The 14856-nt window shown below is 71.9% G+C and carries 16 protein-coding genes; 12 read left to right on the plus strand and 4 right to left on the minus strand.

All coding sequences use genetic code 11. The annotated features are described in order from the left end of the window. The first annotated feature begins 195 nt into the window (after positions 1-195). The 3 genes from ACZ6W9_RS22120 (at position 196) to ACZ6W9_RS22130 (ending at position 2427) form a co-directional block, all read left to right on the plus strand. Positions 196-852, plus strand: coding sequence for a M15 family metallopeptidase (locus ACZ6W9_RS22120; protein ID WP_470119383.1), 657 nt, complete (start codon positions 196-198; stop codon positions 850-852). A 142-nt stretch (positions 853-994) separates the two neighbouring features. Then, on the plus strand, positions 995-1417 hold the full coding sequence (locus tag ACZ6W9_RS22125; RefSeq protein WP_389969969.1) for a MarR family winged helix-turn-helix transcriptional regulator: 423 nt from the start codon (positions 995-997) through the stop codon (positions 1415-1417). Positions 1418-1563: 146 nt separating this feature from the next. Beyond that, the gene (locus ACZ6W9_RS22130) at positions 1564-2427 is read left to right on the plus strand and encodes an NUDIX domain-containing protein (RefSeq protein WP_470119385.1); all 864 of its coding nucleotides are present in this window, start codon (positions 1564-1566) and stop codon (positions 2425-2427) included. Positions 2428-2556: 129 nt separating this feature from the next. On the opposite strand, the gene ACZ6W9_RS22135 is transcribed toward ACZ6W9_RS22130, so the two are convergent. Together ACZ6W9_RS22135 and ACZ6W9_RS22140 are read right to left on the minus strand one after the other, a co-directional pair. Continuing rightward, positions 2557-3441 carry a PrsW family glutamic-type intramembrane protease gene (locus ACZ6W9_RS22135; RefSeq protein WP_389969965.1) on the minus strand — a complete coding sequence of 295 codons (885 nt, stop codon included), beginning with the start codon at positions 3439-3441 and terminating at the stop codon, positions 2557-2559. A 52-nt stretch (positions 3442-3493) separates the two neighbouring features. After that, positions 3494-3772: a cadmium resistance transporter gene (locus tag ACZ6W9_RS22140; RefSeq protein ID WP_470119387.1), complete on the minus strand. Its 279-nt coding sequence runs from the start codon at positions 3770-3772 to the stop codon at positions 3494-3496. A 130-nt stretch (positions 3773-3902) separates the two neighbouring features. Between ACZ6W9_RS22140 and ACZ6W9_RS22145 the strand changes: the two genes are divergently transcribed. The 4 genes from ACZ6W9_RS22145 to ACZ6W9_RS22160 all read left to right on the plus strand — a co-directional run bounded on the left by ACZ6W9_RS22145 (position 3903) and on the right by ACZ6W9_RS22160 (position 6547). Further along, positions 3903-4859 (plus strand): hypothetical protein, encoded by a 957-nt coding sequence (locus ACZ6W9_RS22145; RefSeq protein WP_470119389.1) that lies wholly within the window; start codon positions 3903-3905, stop codon positions 4857-4859. A 105-nt stretch (positions 4860-4964) separates the two neighbouring features. After that, positions 4965-5387 carry a hypothetical protein gene (locus tag ACZ6W9_RS22150; RefSeq protein ID WP_389969959.1) on the plus strand — a complete coding sequence of 141 codons (423 nt, stop codon included), beginning with the start codon at positions 4965-4967 and terminating at the stop codon, positions 5385-5387. Between the two features lie 2 nt (positions 5388-5389). Beyond that, positions 5390-5776 carry a hypothetical protein gene (locus tag ACZ6W9_RS22155; RefSeq protein ID WP_362943333.1) on the plus strand — a complete coding sequence of 129 codons (387 nt, stop codon included), beginning with the start codon at positions 5390-5392 and terminating at the stop codon, positions 5774-5776. A 300-nt stretch (positions 5777-6076) separates the two neighbouring features. Beyond that, complete coding sequence (locus tag ACZ6W9_RS22160) at positions 6077-6547, plus strand: hypothetical protein (RefSeq protein ID WP_389969957.1); 471 nt, start codon at positions 6077-6079, stop codon at positions 6545-6547. Positions 6548-6641: 94 nt separating this feature from the next. Here the strand turns inward: ACZ6W9_RS22160 and ACZ6W9_RS22165 are convergent, their stop codons facing one another. Then, positions 6642-7592, minus strand: coding sequence for a hypothetical protein (locus ACZ6W9_RS22165; RefSeq protein WP_470119391.1), 951 nt, complete (start codon positions 7590-7592; stop codon positions 6642-6644). Between the two features lie 409 nt (positions 7593-8001). Between ACZ6W9_RS22165 and ACZ6W9_RS22170 the strand changes: the two genes are divergently transcribed. From ACZ6W9_RS22170 to ACZ6W9_RS22180, 3 genes are all read left to right on the plus strand, one after another. Next, positions 8002-8580 (plus strand): hypothetical protein, encoded by a 579-nt coding sequence (locus tag ACZ6W9_RS22170; protein WP_389969953.1) that lies wholly within the window; start codon positions 8002-8004, stop codon positions 8578-8580. A gap of 283 nt (positions 8581-8863) precedes the next feature. Continuing rightward, positions 8864-9880, plus strand: a complete 1017-nt coding sequence (locus tag ACZ6W9_RS22175) for an NAD-dependent epimerase/dehydratase family protein (RefSeq protein WP_389969951.1) — start codon at positions 8864-8866, stop codon at positions 9878-9880. 47 nt (positions 9881-9927) lie between these two features. Further along, complete coding sequence (locus tag ACZ6W9_RS22180; protein ID WP_389970015.1) at positions 9928-10974, plus strand: dihydrodipicolinate synthase family protein; 1047 nt, start codon at positions 9928-9930, stop codon at positions 10972-10974. Positions 10975-11086: 112 nt separating this feature from the next. Here ACZ6W9_RS22180 and ACZ6W9_RS22185 read toward each other — a convergent pair whose 3' ends face one another. Further along, positions 11087-12292, minus strand: a complete 1206-nt coding sequence (locus ACZ6W9_RS22185; RefSeq protein WP_470119394.1) for a hypothetical protein — start codon at positions 12290-12292, stop codon at positions 11087-11089. A gap of 71 nt (positions 12293-12363) precedes the next feature. Between ACZ6W9_RS22185 and ACZ6W9_RS22190 the strand changes: the two genes are divergently transcribed. Together ACZ6W9_RS22190 and ACZ6W9_RS22195 are read left to right on the plus strand one after the other, a co-directional pair. Continuing rightward, a complete protein-coding gene (locus tag ACZ6W9_RS22190; protein ID WP_362943320.1) occupies positions 12364-13494 on the plus strand; it encodes a DegT/DnrJ/EryC1/StrS family aminotransferase in 1131 nt (376 codons plus the stop codon). Positions 13495-13603: 109 nt separating this feature from the next. Next, positions 13604-14845: an extracellular solute-binding protein gene (locus ACZ6W9_RS22195; protein ID WP_389969946.1), complete on the plus strand. Its 1242-nt coding sequence runs from the start codon at positions 13604-13606 to the stop codon at positions 14843-14845. Positions 14846-14856 lie beyond the last annotated feature (11 nt).

Consider the following 14856-nt stretch of genomic DNA (forward strand, 5'->3'; position numbering starts at 1 on the left):
CACATCGGAAACCTCGACGTCTCACCTCGATACGGGGGCGATCAGATGCCAACCACCCGGTCCGTCGTCCGCGTCCGGGCGGCCGTCGCCGTGACCGCCGGCTGCCTCTTGGCGGCCTCGTGCGGCACGTCCGACACACCGCCGTCGGGCTCTCCGACGCCAGGTTCGTCGTCCACCACGCCCGAGCAGGTCGCCGTGAGCCCGACGCCGGCTCCGAGCGCGACTCCGGGTGAGAGCGCCCCGGCGAGCGAGAGCCCTTCGGCGAGCCCGAGCCCGACCGGCCCGCCGGAGTTCTCGGCGAAGGTCTCGAAGGTGACCCGCGACCAGCTGCCCTACTCCTGGCGGCCCGGCTGCCCGGTCCCGGTCGGTGACCTGCGGATGGTCACGATGACCTACTGGGGCTTCGACGACAAGCCGCACACCGGCAGGCTCGTGGTGCACGAGAGCGTCACGGACGACATCGTCACGGTCTTCAAGCGCCTGTACGGCTGGCGATGGCCGATCTACAAGATGGTGCCCGTGGACGCCTACAAGGGCGACGACTTCGACTCGATCGACGCCGACAACACCTCAGCCTTCAACTGCCGCCCGGCGACCGGGTCCAGCAGCTGGTCCCAGCACGCCTACGGCAAGGCCATCGACATCAACCCGCGCGAGAACCCCTACATATACGGGAACGGCTCGGTGGCGCACAAGAACGCCCGCAAGTTCGTCAAGCGCCCGCTGGACGAGCCCGGGGTGATCAACCCGGGCGACAGGGTGGTCAAGGCGTTCCAGCGGCTCGGCTGGGAGTGGGGCGGCTACTGGAGCGGACCCAGGGACCTCCAGCACTTCAGCAAGGGCGGCGGCTGAGGCCGTCCCCGCCGCCGCGAAGACGCCCGGGACGAAGAGGCGGGCCCGGGCCGTGCCGTACGCACTCCTCGTTTCTTATTTGCATATGCATATTCTGTTTATGCATGTAGGGTGTCGCCAACGCTGAGGAGGGAGCGGCCCGATGACGATCGACGACGACGTGTGGATCGGGGTGGTGCGGCTGCACGCACGGGTGGAGCACGAGCTGTCCACCGCGCTCCAGCGCCATGGGCTCGGCCTGTCCGAGTACCGGGCGCTGTGCCGCCTGTCCACCGCGCACGACGGCGAACTGCGCATGCAGGAGCTGGCCGACCTGCTCGGGCTGAACCAGAGCTCGGTCACCCGGCTCGTCGGACGACTGGAGGGCGCCGGGCTCACCAGGCGGAACCTGTGCGCCAAGGACCGGCGCGGGGTCTACACGGTGATCACCGAGGAGGGCCGGTCGCGCCGGGACGCGGCGAGCGGCACGTACGTGGAGACGCTGACCGCCGCCCTCGACCGGGCCTCCGCCGCCGGACTCGGGCTCACGGTCGCCGCCCTGCGCGCCGCCGTGCAACCCGCCTGACGCCCCGCGAGCCCGCCCGGTCCGGTGTGTCCCGGCGCTCCCGGTCCGACCGGGACGCCACGCGAGCCCACACGGTCCCGGTGTCCCGGTGTCCCCGGGCCGGGACCGGAGCGACGGGCATCCCCCACCTGGGGCATCATGGACCCATGGCTGCGGGTGACGGCGACGGGTGGGCCCGGTGCGACCTCGGTCACCGTCACTGGGGTCTGCACCACGCGGCCGGCCTGCTCGCCGTCCACCACGACGATGACGGGACGCCCCGGATCCTGATGCAGAAGCGCGCCGCGTGGAGTCACCAGGGCGGCACCTGGGCGCTGCCCGGCGGCGCCCTCGACAGCCACGAGGATCCCGTCCGGGGCGCGCTCCGCGAGGCCCACGAGGAGGCCGGCCTGACCGGCGACGGCCTCCGCGTCCAGGGCCTGTACCTCGACGACCACGGCGGCTGGTCCTTCGCGACCGTCATCGCCGAGGCGTCCGGGCTGCTGGAGGCGTTCCCCGCCAACGGCGAGAGCGTCGCACTGCGCTGGTTCACCCCCGAGACGATCCCCTCCGGGAACCTGCATCCCGGCTTCGCGGCGACCTGGCCCGAGATCAGGCGGGCGCTCGCACCGCTCACGGTCGTCCTCGACGTCGCCAACATCGTCGGCGCCCGCGCCGAGCACGGATGGTGGAGGGACCGCGCCGGGGCCGCCGCGAAGCTGGCCTCGGAGGTCGCCGCGCTCGGCATGTGCGGGGTGCGGGACGTGCCCGCGCCCCTGCCGCCCCTGGAGCGGTGGTTCCCCCGCTTCGTCATGGTCGTCGAGGGAGCCGCCCGCGGCGTCGCGCCCGTCCACGGGGTGACGGTCGTCGCCGCCCCGGGGAGCGGCGACGACGCCATCGTGCGGGCCGTACGGGAGGTCCCCCGCTGGCGGCGCGTCCTGGTCGTCACCGCCGACCGGGAGCTGCGCGGGCGCGTCACCGCGGAGGGGGCCCTGGTCACCGGCCCCCGATGGCTGCTGTCCCGGCTCTGACCCGGCTCGGACCCACCACGACCCGGCTCCGACCCGCTCCCGGTTCGATCCACCACGACTCGCTGCGACGCGGCCGGACGCACCGATGCTCCACCCGGCGCACGGCGCCGCCGGACGGCGGTGGCGCGGTCAGGCGGGTCGGGCCGGTGGCGCTCCGGCCGGTGGCTGCAGGCCCGGCGGCTGCAGGCCCGGCGGCGCGATGATCCGTACGGCGGGCACCGAGGCGCCGGCCGGCACCCGCGGGACCAGGTCGCCGGTGGCCCGGTGGAACAGCCAGTAGCTCACCGCCGCGACCACCGGGAAGAGCAGCCGGACGGCCGGCGGGACGTCGAGGACGAGCAGACCGTCGTTGATCGAGTGCAGCGTCGCGGCGACCGTGAACGCGCAGGCGATGGCGACGGTGACGACGACCCGCCCCACGAGGTGCCAGACCTCGAAGGCGACCGCGCACACCATCCCGGTCCAGACGAGGTGCCCGAAGGGGGTGGTGAGACCTCGGGTGAACAGCACCATGCCCGCCCCGACGGCGCTGTCCTTCTCGACGTTCTTCCAGGCGTAGGACATGGACTCCATGACGGCGAAGCCGGTCGCGCACGACAGGCCCAGCGCCACCCCCGCCGCCTTGGTGAGATGGCGGCCGGTGAGCGCGAGCGCGAGGATCGGGACGAGCTTGGCCGGCTCCTCGATCCAGCCGACCCGCAGGATGTCCAGGCTCGCGCCGTCGGGGATCAGGAGGGAGTCGAAGTATCCGCCGAGCAGCAGGGCGACGCCTCCGCCGAACAGGAACATCCCCACCAGCGTGACCCCCGGGACGCTGGTGCCGATTCCGGTGCGGTCGTGGATGGCGACGAGCAGGGCCATCGGTCCCGCCGCGGCGCCGTAGAAGAAGGCGGCGGGCCTGACCGCGTGGTTGCCGACCGCTTCCATCATGATGATGAGCGCGGCCGACAGGGCCGTCATGGCGAGCCACACCTTGAACCAACGGTGCCGGTGAAACCGCAGATGCTGTCGCATGTGAAGTAATTCCCCGAGTGGAATGTCCTAAATTCGGATGATTAGTCCATCTTTAGGGAATCATGGACTGAGCCACGATGGCCGCGCCGATCACCATGAAGACCACCGGAACGAGCCACCTGCCCGACCGCTCCACCAGGGCGATGACCTTCCGGTGCGACCCGAGCCACGACGCCACCGCGCACCAGACCGCCACCAGGACCGCGAACACGGCGACGGTGACGGTGACGGCGCCCGGCCCGATCGTCCGGAACAGCACCGGCAGGATGACGATGTCGTCGGTGTTGGTCCCCGCGAAGACGGCCGCGGCCGCACCGATCGTCGCACCCACCGGCGCATTATCCAGCCCTTGCGGTTCACCCGCCGACCCGTTCGCCGGTTTCGCCCGATTCCCCGGACGGATGACCGGGACGGGGTACGATCGCGTCCGTCCGCTTTCCCCTCCCCTCCGGAGACCTCACGTGGGCCACCCCCCGCGGTACGGCCGGCCCTCGGACGAGACGGGCCGGGGACTCGCGGTGATCGTGCTCCTGGCGGTCGGCCTGGTGATCGGCGCCGTCGTCACCATGGTGACGGTGCTCGACCCGCCCGCCCCGGTGCGGAGCGCCTCGGCCACCGGCGGGGCCGCGCACTCCGAGGAGGAGGTCCGCCGGAACGTCCAGCCCATCCTCGACGCCTACGCCAGCGGCTCCTACGGCGACTTCTGGGACCTGTGGAGCGCCGGGGCCAAGGATCTGATCGAGCGCGAGGACTACATCCGGCTGTTCCGGCTGTGCCCGCCGCTCACGGACGACGCCTCGCCCGGCGACCCCTCCTCCTCCGGCACTTCGTCCACCGGTTCCTCCTCCACCGGTCCGCCGTCGGGCGCCGCGTTCACGATCGGCTCCGTCGAGGTCCGCGGCGACGACGCCACGGTCCGGGCGGTCCGGTCCGGCACCACGACGGGCTTCGGGTTCCGCTTCGAGGAGGGCTCGTGGCGGTACGCGCCGTCACCGCAGGAGCGGGAGGAGTACCGGACGAAGACGGCCGACCAGATCGCGCGGGAACGGCAGGGCGCGGGGCTGTGCGGCGCCGCCGTACCGGAACCGGCCGATCCGGCGAGCCCGGCGGATCCGTCCTCGGGACCCGCGCCTGATTCCTCCCCGGCCCCCGCGGACCCGTCCACCGGCCCCTCCACGGATCCGGGGTATCCCTCCTCCGGCCCTCCCGCGAACGGTTCCTCCTCGAACGCCCCCTCTCCGGATCCGGGGGGACCGTCCTCCGGACCTTCCTCGGATCCGGCGGGTCCCCCCTCCGGGCCCTCCTCGAACAACGGGCCCTCCTCGAACGGCGAACCTTCCTCGGACGGCGGCCCCTCCTCCGATCCGTCGGCGCCGCCGTCCGATCCCACCTCCGCGCCGCCCGCCCAGGAGTCCTGACATCCCGCCGAGGTGACCGGCACTGCCCCTTTTGTCCCGGCGGCCGGTCATCGGGCTGGAAGGAGAGTGCTGCCATCAGGAGGTTTCACAGCTAATGTCAGATGTATGGCCCATCCCCTACCGGACTGGCAAAACGGCAAAAGCCCGGATACGCCAAAACCCGACGACCAGGATGTAACCATGCAGGAGTCGCAGCCCGTCCCTCTGTGGCTGGCGCATCTTCACCACAGAAAGGTGCAACAAAGAGCAATTCCCCCAGACCCCAACACCTCTATCACGATAGAGCTGGATAAAGCGGCTTATGAGGCGCTTTCTCATAAAGCGCGGGCGACCGGCAGCAGGATCTCGGATGTGATCAACGCCGCCCTGCAGCGTGAGATCGGCAACAAGCCGCAGGTGATCACGTTGATGCAGCGCTGGAACCTCCACCGCGAGGACCTCGACCGGGCCGCCGGCGCCCTGGGCGTCGAGCAGTTGACCGAGACCGAGTGGGGACAGATCGGCATCCGGCGAGTACGGAGGGGCTGAGCATGCTGCCTGGACGCGTCCTCGACGTCAGCGCCCTGATCGAGATCGCGGTGGCGAAGACCGAGTACTCGCGGAGCATCGCCGCCATGTGCCTGTTTCGCGGCGGCGGGATATGCATCCCCGCCACCAGCCTCGCGGCCGTGCTGTCGATCTCTCCGATATCCACCCAGGTCGAGCTGTTCGAGCTGGTCACGACGCCCGGCGTGGTGGTCGACGACTTCACCTACGGAAAGGTGGGCGACATCGCGGAGATCCTCGACGGTTCACGGGACATCACCGCCGGGCACGCCGTCTGGTGCGCCCGGAACACCAAGTGGCCCATCCTGACCGACCGCGGCGAGGAACTCTCCCAGTACGACCAGCACATCATGATCGACCCCCTGCCCTGAGGACGCATCGATCCCTGCCCCGAGGCGGGCACGGCACCGGCGCCACCGGCACCCCTCCGCCGTGCCGCCACGGCTCCAGCGCTTCCGCGACGCGGCACGCATCCTGCTCCCCTCCCGGTACGGCTCCACCAGGACGCTCAGGAAACCCCGGAACCGGTCCCCTCCCGCGCGGTCCCGGCCACGGGCCCGCGGCCCCGGCGTGCGCCCGGACGACCGACCGGCGGACCTCGCCCGGACCGCTGACATGATGTCCGGACGACGCCGTCCATCGGGGAGACGGTGAGAAAGACGAGGTGCAGCATGACCGGGCCCGACGCGATGATGGCCAGGATCGGTCAGGGGATCGAGCTGGGCAACCGAGGTGAGCGCGAGGCGGCCCGTCTGCTGTTCTCCGACCTGTGGGAAGAGATCGGCGTGAGCGGCGACCCCGTGCACCGGTGCACCCTCGCCCACTCGATGGCCGACGTCCAGGACGACGTGCACGAGGAACTGCTCTGGGATCTGCGCGCCCTGGAGGCCGCGGATCTCATCACCGACGAACGGGCACGTCAGGCCGGTGTCACCGGATCCGCGAGAGGCCTCTACCCTTCCCTGCACCTCAACCTGGCCGACGCCTACCACCGGCTCGGCGACCTCGGCCGTGCCCACGACCACCTCGCTCGCGGCCGCGCCGCCGTGGACGCGCTCGGCGACGACGGCTACGGCCGGATGATCACGCAGGGCCTCGACCGCCTCGCCGACCGCCTGGCGGCGTCCGAACCGGACGCGTAGCCGCGGCGGTGACACCGGGCGGCAGGCCGTACGCCGCCGGACCGCCGGCGCGCCGCGGCTCGCGTGCCACGGGCGGGAACCGGCGCCGGAGCGGTCACCCGTCGAGGATGCCGCGGCGGCGTGACCGCAGCCCGATGCCAGCGGTGAGGGTCAGCAGGAAGCCGGCCACCACGAACGTCCGCGCATCAGGGCCGGCCTCGCCGCCGCCTCCGGTCGCGGCGGCTCCGAACGGGGTCTCGTCCACCCCTCCGTCCGGCTCCACCGCTTCCTCGGCCACGGCCGTCGCCGGATCCGGGGTGTCCGAGCCGGAGTCCGCCGGTTCGTCGACCGTGGTCACCGTGACGGTGGGGGTGGGCTCGGGCGTCGGGTCCGGGGTTCGGGTCGGGTCCGGGGTCGGGGTGGCCTGGGGGGGATCGGTCGGATCCGGAGTCGGGGTCGGGCCGGCCGGCTGCCCGTCTCCCGAGGCGACGCGGAGGGAGTAGGTCTTCAGCGCGTCGTCGTTCAGGGTCTCGCAGTGGATCAGCCGCTTGTCGGAATCCGTCCCGAAGTTGATGGTCGCCGGCTTCACCGTCGCGGTGCCCGCGTTCCTCGGCGTGGTCTTGAGGGATACCCACCCCTCCGGCAACTGAAGGGCCTGGTCCGCCCTGAGGGCTCCGAGGTCCTCCGTCCCGGTGGCGGAGGTGAGGTTCTCGATCCCGCTGATGGAGGCGTACGCGTACAGCCTGGTCCCGGCGGGCAGTCCCACGGGGGGCACCTTCAGCACGCCGGTCTGGTCGGCGTAGGTGCCGCGCCATCGGATGGTCGTCTGCACACCTGCCCTGGCGTCGGACGGCATCTCCATCTCGACCCTGACCCTGACGTCCTGCTTCTCACCGCTGGGAGCGACTTCGCACCGGTATGAGACGACGTCGGTGGCCAGGACCGCGGCCTGCCGTACCTCGGAGACCGTCCGCCGCGCCTCGGAGGCCGCGGCGTGCGCCGGTGGGCAGAGCAGGACCAGGCCGCCGGCCACGGCGACGGCCGAGAGAGCGGGACGGATGCGCAAGACATCTCCTGTCGTGACGGAGGGGCACAGGAGAGACGAGGCATGGGGACGTCCGGTTGACAGCGCCGCGCCCTTTTCATCCCACTGATATCAACGGAGAAGTCCGAAAGGCCCTTCGAGCGATCGTTCATCGGAATGCCGGCGGTAACTCCCGCGGCGGACCCGCGATCCCCCTGCGGAGGGACGACCCGATGAAGCGGCGCCGGACACCATGTGACCCGTCCCCGCGACGGCCTCCGGCACTCGCGGGCGGCAGGGGGGCTGAATCGGCGCCGGGAACGGGGATGGCGCACCGCCGATCGCGCATGCCGGGTCCTCACGTCCCGTGGCGATGGCGCGGACCGTGGGGACCCGGACGCCCTCCGCCGCGCGCCGGACGACGACAGACCACTGAGCAAGAGGACATGAGATGCCCAAGAAGGTTCTGCCCACCACGATGGCGGCGGCCGCACTGGCCGCCCTGACCGTGCTTCCCGCGGTCCCCGCGGCCGCGGCCGCCACCGCGGAGGTGACGATCCGCGTCGATCGCTCGTACACCGAGACCATTCAGGAATGGCGTGGCATCCCCTTCACCTGCCCGACCAACCAGGTGCTGACCGGCCGCTCGCACACCGGTGACGAGAACAAACCCACCACCTACTACTGCAGCTGGATCCTGGTCAACGGCGAGCAGGCCCAGGTGCTGCTCGGGGACTGGGACACCGGCCAGCGGGAGAGCCGGTCGAACTTCGTCGCCCCGCCCGACCAGGCCATCGCCGGCAGGTGGCACACCGGCGACGAGAACGGCATCACGAAGTACCGCACCGCCGCGATCTACTGGCAGGGCAGGCAGGTGCGGCTCACCTCCCCGGTGTCGAGCAGCTGTGCCAAGGAGAGCAACTGCTACTCGGAGGCGGGCGCCGGGCGGGTCATGACCGGCCGCTCGCACACCGGCGACGAGAACGGTTCCACCACCTACCGGTACTCCCTGGTCACGTTCGAAGGCTGAGGTCTCCCGCCCGCCCCGGAACCACCTCCCGCGGACCGATCCGCCGGGCCGGGGCGGGCGCACCGCCCGCCCCGGCGTTCCCCGGCGACCGATCGGCCCCGTTCACCGGGCGGGAAGCCACCGCCGTCCACCGGGAAAGCGGGAGGTGAGAGCAGGAGGGCGAGGGACGCCTCCGGCGTGTCGTCCTCCGTCCGCGGGAGCACCCGCCCCTTCCGATCCGTTGACAGCCCGACTCTCTGCCGGTTACGGTCTGGACCGTAAATCGAAGAAGAGGAGACCGGGCGTGCGGACGACGGCGGAACTCGAGGAGCGGCTGGCGCGGCCGGGCGCCGGGCTCGTGGAGGATCTGGGCGGGCTCGACGGCGACATCCTGATCCTGGGCGCCGGGGGCAAGCTGGGGCCGAGCCTGGTGCGGCTGGCGCTCAACGCCGGCCGGGCTGCGGGGAGCGGGCGGCGGGTCATCGCCGTGTCACGCTTCTCCGAGCCGGGGCTCGCTGAGGCGCTCGCCGCGGAGGGGGTGACGGTGGTGCCCGCCGACGTGGCCGACGAGCGGGCGCTGCGCGACCTGCCGGACGCCGAGAACGTCGTCTTCCTCGTCGGCGCCAAGTTCGGCACGCAGGGGCGCGAGCACACCACCTGGTTCACCAACACGTACCTGCCCGGCCGGGTCGCCGACCGGTTCCGGGACAGCAGGATCGCCGCCCTGTCCACCGGGAACGTCTACCCGCTCGTCCCCGTCACCGGTGGCGGCAGCACGGAGGACTCGCCGGAGGGCCCGGTGGGCGAGTACGCGATGAGCTGCCTGGGCCGCGAGCGGGTGCTGACGCACTTCTCCGAGACGCACGGCACGCCGATGTCGCTGATCCGCCTCAACTACGCGGTCGAACTGCGCTACGGCGTGCTCGTCGACCTGGCGCAGAGGATCCTGGCGGGCGAGCCCGTCGACCTGGCGACCGGGCAGGTCAACGTGGTCTGGCAGGGATACGCCAACGAGGTCGTGCTCCGGTCGCTGTCACTGGCCTCCGCGCCGCCGTACGTGCTGAACGTGACCGGTCCCGAGACGATCTCCGTACGGCAGGCCGCGCTGGCCCTCGGCGCGGCGCTGGGCAAGGAGCCCGTCTTCACCGGGGAGGAGGCGCCGACCGCGCTGCTGTCGAACGCGGGGCGCTGCCACCGGTTGTTCGGCTACCCGGAGCTGACCCCGGCCGAGCTGATCGAGCACACGGCGCGGTGGGTGGCGGACGGCGGGCCGCTGCTCGGCAAACCCACCAAGTTCGAGCGCCGCGACGGGCGCTTCTGACCCGCATGCCATCTCAACCGTTCGAAGGGGGCCCTCACGTGCTCAGCATGGTTTCGGAGGCGCAGACGTCCGTACGCGACCTGTTCCGGCGCGGCCTGGTGATCCCGGCGCATCCGCTGGCGCTCACCGAGGACCGGAGGCTGGATGAGCGGCGTCAGCGGGCGCTGACCCGCTACTACGTCGAAGCGGGCGCGGGCGGGCTGGCAGTGGGCGTGCACACGACGCAGTTCGCCATCCACGGCACCGGCCTGCTGGCTCCCGTGCTCGAACTGGCGGCGCGGACCGCCGGGGAGTCCGGGCGCGAGGTCGTCCTGGTGGCCGGGGCGACCGGGCCCACGGCGCAGGCCGTGGCGGAGGCGGAGCTGGCCAGGTCGCTCGGCTACCACATGGTGCTGCTCAGCCCGCACCGCGAGCTGGACGAGGACGCGCTCGTCGAACGGGCCAGGGCCGTCGGCGAGGTGCTGCCGGTGATCGGCTTCTATCTGCAGCCGGCCGTGGGCGGGCGGCCCCTGTCGCGGGACTTCTGGGCCAGGCTGGCCTCCGTGGAGTCCGTGGTGGGCATCAAGGTCGCCCCCTTCGACCGTTACCGCACGCTGGACGTCCTGCACGGCGTCGTGCGGGCCGGGCGGGCCGGTGAGGTGGCTCTCTACACCGGCAACGACGACCACATCCTCGCCGACCTCATAACCGGGCACCGGGTGGTGGTGGACGGCCGCGAGGTGGAGGTCGAGTTCGTCGGCGGGCTGCTCGGCCAGTGGGCCGTGTGGGTGCGGCGGGCCGTGGAACTGCTGGAGGAGGCCAGGCTCGCGCGGGGCGGGGACGACGCGGCGGTGCGGCGGCTGCTCGGCCTCGACGGTCACCTGACCGACGCGAACGCCGCCATCTTCGACTCGGCCAACGGCTTCCACGGGTGCATCCCGGGCATCCACGAGGTGCTGCGCCGTCAGGGCCTGCTGGCGGGGCGCTGGTGTCTCGACCCGGACGAGGACCTCTCGCCGGGGCAACTGGCCGAGATCGACCGGATCTGGGCCGCCTACCCCTGGCTCCGGGACGACGAGTTCGTCGCGGACGGCCTGAGCCGCTGGCTCTCCTGAGGCCGTGCCCACCCGCTCGGCCCCCCTCCGCTCCACGGCCGTCCGCTCGCGGGGCGAGACGGCGTTCGCGCCCGCCAGGTCGCGGGGCGGGCCGGTGTCCCCGTCCGCCCGGTCAGAGGGTGAGGCGGTAGAGGGTCAGGGGGCGTCCGCTGGAGCCGCTGCTGAGGTTGCCGGTCCGCTCCGCCAGGCCCGCCAGTTCCAGGCGGTGCAGCATGCGGCGGGCGGTGCGCTGCTGGACGGCGAGGCGGTCGGCGATCTCTCGCGTCGTCAGCGGCTCGTTCCCCGCGGCGGTCCGCGCCTCCTGGAGTCTCTCCAGCGTGGAGACCGACAGTCCCACCCGCCGGGCGATCACCGACAGGCTCTGCTCCTCCGCCCGGGCGACCGGCGCCGACTCCAGCACGATGTCGGTGTCGGCCCGCAGCGACAGGACCGCGGCCACCGGCCCTATCCGGCGGGCCCGGGCCAGCGCTCGGCGGGCCAGGCTCTCCGCTTCCGCCGCGCTACGGCCCAGGCCGAAACCGACACGGACCATGTCGTTGTCGGTGGCGAGCCGCGTCAGCATGGGCAGTCCGGCGAAACCGCCCGTGGCCTCGTACAGGGGGCCGCGGGTGGTCACCAGCAGGTGCGTGCCGCCGCGGAAGGCCGCCAGCGTGCCGCCGAGCGCCGCGGCCTCGCGCAGCAGCCCTTCACCGTTCTCCACCTCGACGAGGCCGAGTGCGATCTGCGCGTCCTCCTGTGCCTGCCCTTCGGCGCTCAGCAGGAGCTGGCGCAGCGCCACCCGGACGGAGTGGACGGACGGCACCAGGCGCAGCACGTGCATCTCGTCGCGGAGGGCCTCGTGCACGGAGCTCAGGCAGGTGATCACCGCGTGCGCCGGGCCCTTCCGGTGGAAGGCGACGGCCTGCTGGGAGGTCGTCTTCGGCCGGTAGGGGAGCGTGCGCACCTCGCCGGCGGGCAGTCCGGCCTCGGCGAACGTGGCGTTGACCTCGGCGGTGGACAGCGTGTCGATCGACAGGCGGGTGACGTCCTGGCCCTCGTGCTGGAGGCGCACCAGGGCGCTGAGCAGCGTCGCGCCGAGATAGTCGACGAACTCGGCGGGACGGGTGAGCACCTCGACGTCCCGGGAGAGCATGTACGGCACGATGCCGGTGAACAGCCATCCCTCGACCGCGGCGGCGTGCGCCTCGACGATCGCGGGCGCCTGCGACTCATGGTCGTAGTCGAGACGCAGCGTGCTGACGCCGGGCTGCTCCTCGCAGACGGCCGCCACGTCGTCGACCAGGTCGTGCGGGCCGACGACCCCGATGACGGTCCCCATCGCGTCTCCTTCTCCTGTTTCGGCCCCGACCGCAATCTTATCGTGTGAGGTGTTCCGTGAAGTTTCCTTCCATGGCCGAGGCAGACGGCCGCACGCTCGGCGCCGAGGAGGTGGCCGCCGCCGAACGCGTGATCCGCTCCGGCATGCTCAACTCCGTCTGGGGCACCGAGGCGCGGGCGCTGGAGCGCGAGATCGCGCGGATGTACGGCTCCCGCCACGCGATCACCTGCAGCTCCGGCACCGCGGCCCTCCACCTGTCGATCGTGGCGGCCGCGCCGGACCCGGGAGACGAGATCATAACGACCCCGATCACGGACTTCGGGACCGTCGCCCCCATCTTGGCGCAGAACGCCGTCCCTGTCTTCGCCGACGTGGATCCCGCGGACGGCAACCTCGACCCGGCGGCCGTGGCGGAGCTCATCGGCCCCCGGACGAGGGCGATCATGGCCGTCCACCTGTTCGGCGCCCCCGCGAGGGTGGGTGAGTTGCGCGCGCTCGCCGACGAGCACGGCCTGACCCTGATCGAGGACTGCGCGCAGGCGTGGCTGACCGAGCTCCCCGGCGGAGGGCTCGCCGGAACCGCCGGCCAGGTCGGCTGCCTGAGCCTGCAGCAGTGGAAGCACATCACCTGCGGGGACGGCGGGGTGACGATCACCGACGACGACGGGCTGGCCAGAAGGATGCGGCTCTTCGCCGACAAGGGCTGGGACCGCGCGACCGGGAGGTCGCACGCCGCCTTCGGGCTCAACTACCGCATGACCGAGTTGCAGGCCGCCGTGGCCCGCGCCCAGCTCGCCAAGCTCCCCGGAGTGGTCGCCGACCGCCGCCGCACCGCCGGACGGCTGCTCAGGGCGCTGGACGGCCTCGCGGGGGTACGGCCGCCGCGCCCGGAGGGCCACTCCTGGTGGCTCTTCCCCGTCGTGTGCCCCGGCGGCGACGCGCCCGAGCTGGCGGCGCATCTGGCGGCGGCCGGGATCCCCGCGCGGGCCGGCTACCTCGCCGAACCGCTGAACCGGGCGCCGGTGTGGGACGCGCCGATCTACGGCGCCTCCCGCTACCCCCTGGACGGCTACGAGCCGAACCCCTGCCCGCGGGCCGAGGCCATGGTGGACCGTACGTTGCTGGTCATCGACTGGAACGAGAACTACACGTCCGAGCACGTCGATCTGATCATCCAAGAAATGACGAAGTTCCGGGCGTGACCGTAGTTACGGTCATGTATCACCTATTGACCGCCGGACGAGGCCTTACTAGGTTTCGGTCGGGACCGGTATTAACCGGGACCGGTATTAAGTGGAAAGGAGGCCGCCGATGAAGAAGGCAACGGCAGCCGGCGTCGCCGCCGCGCTGAGCCTCGCGGCCGCCGGGTGCGGAGCCGGCAGCGGATCGGACAAGAGCGTCGTGACGCTGTGGATGTACCCAGTGATCTCGGACCAGGCGAAGAACCAGGCGTTCTGGAGCAAGGTCGAGAAGGACTTCGAGGCCGCGAACGCCACGGTGGACGTCAAGATCGACCAGCAGCCGTGGGAGGGCCGCCAGGAGAAGGTCACCACGGCGCTGGTCTCGAAGAAGGGCTTCGACCTGGTCGTGCTCGGCCCCGACCAGCTTCCGCAGTACGCCGAGCAGGGCACGATCGAGGCGGTCGACGACGTGGTCGCCCCGGACAAGGCCGCCTACCTGCCGAACGCGCTCACCGGCCTCACCGTCGGCGGCAAGCTGTACGGCGTCCCGATCTACCAGACGATCACCGCCCCCATCTACAACAAGAAGCTGTTCGCCGACGCCGGCGTCGACAAGGCGCCGGAGACGCTGGCCGAGCTGAAGGCGGCCGCCCCCAAGCTGGCCGCCCAGAAGGTCGCCGTGCTCGACTACCCCGGCAAGCCCGAGGTCAGCCTCAACCAGAGCTTCTACCCGCTCCTGTGGGCCAACGGCGGTACGGTCTTCGCCGCCGACGGGAAATCCGTCGCGTTCAACGGGCCGGAGGGCGTGGAGAGCCTGCAGCTCCTGCTCGATCTCAAGGCCGCGGGCGGCCTGCCGGAGAACACCGCCAGCAAGGGCAACGACATCGAGGGCGGCGCGCTGGCGAGCGGCAGGACCGCCATGTACCACGCGGCCACCGCGCTCCAGGCCGACCAGCTCGGCACGGCCATCGGCGCGGAGAACGTCGGGATCGGCCTGCCCCTGGAAGGGAGGAAGCGGATCGCGTTCGGCATCCCGGGCGCGCTGGTGCTGGCCAGGCACTCCGAGAACAAGGACGCCGCCAAGAAGTTCGCCGCGTACGTCGCCTCCCCCGCGGTGACCGCCGAACTGGCCAAGGAGTCGGGCTTCTTCCCCGCGCGCACGGACGTGACCGTGCCCGGCCAGACGGAGTCCTCCAAGGAGTTCGCCAAGTCCCTGCAGTACGCCTTCCCCGGTGACACCCACCCCAAGGCCCGCCAGGTGATGGGCGTCCTCGCCCCGCACATCCAGGCGGCACTGCTCGGCAAGGAGGACGCCAGGACCGCGCTCGACGCGGCGGCGAAGGAGGCCGACCAACTGCTCGGCGGCAGCTGAGCGAGGAAAGG

The sequence above is a fragment of the Streptosporangium sp. NPDC053982 genome (assembly GCF_055585205.1).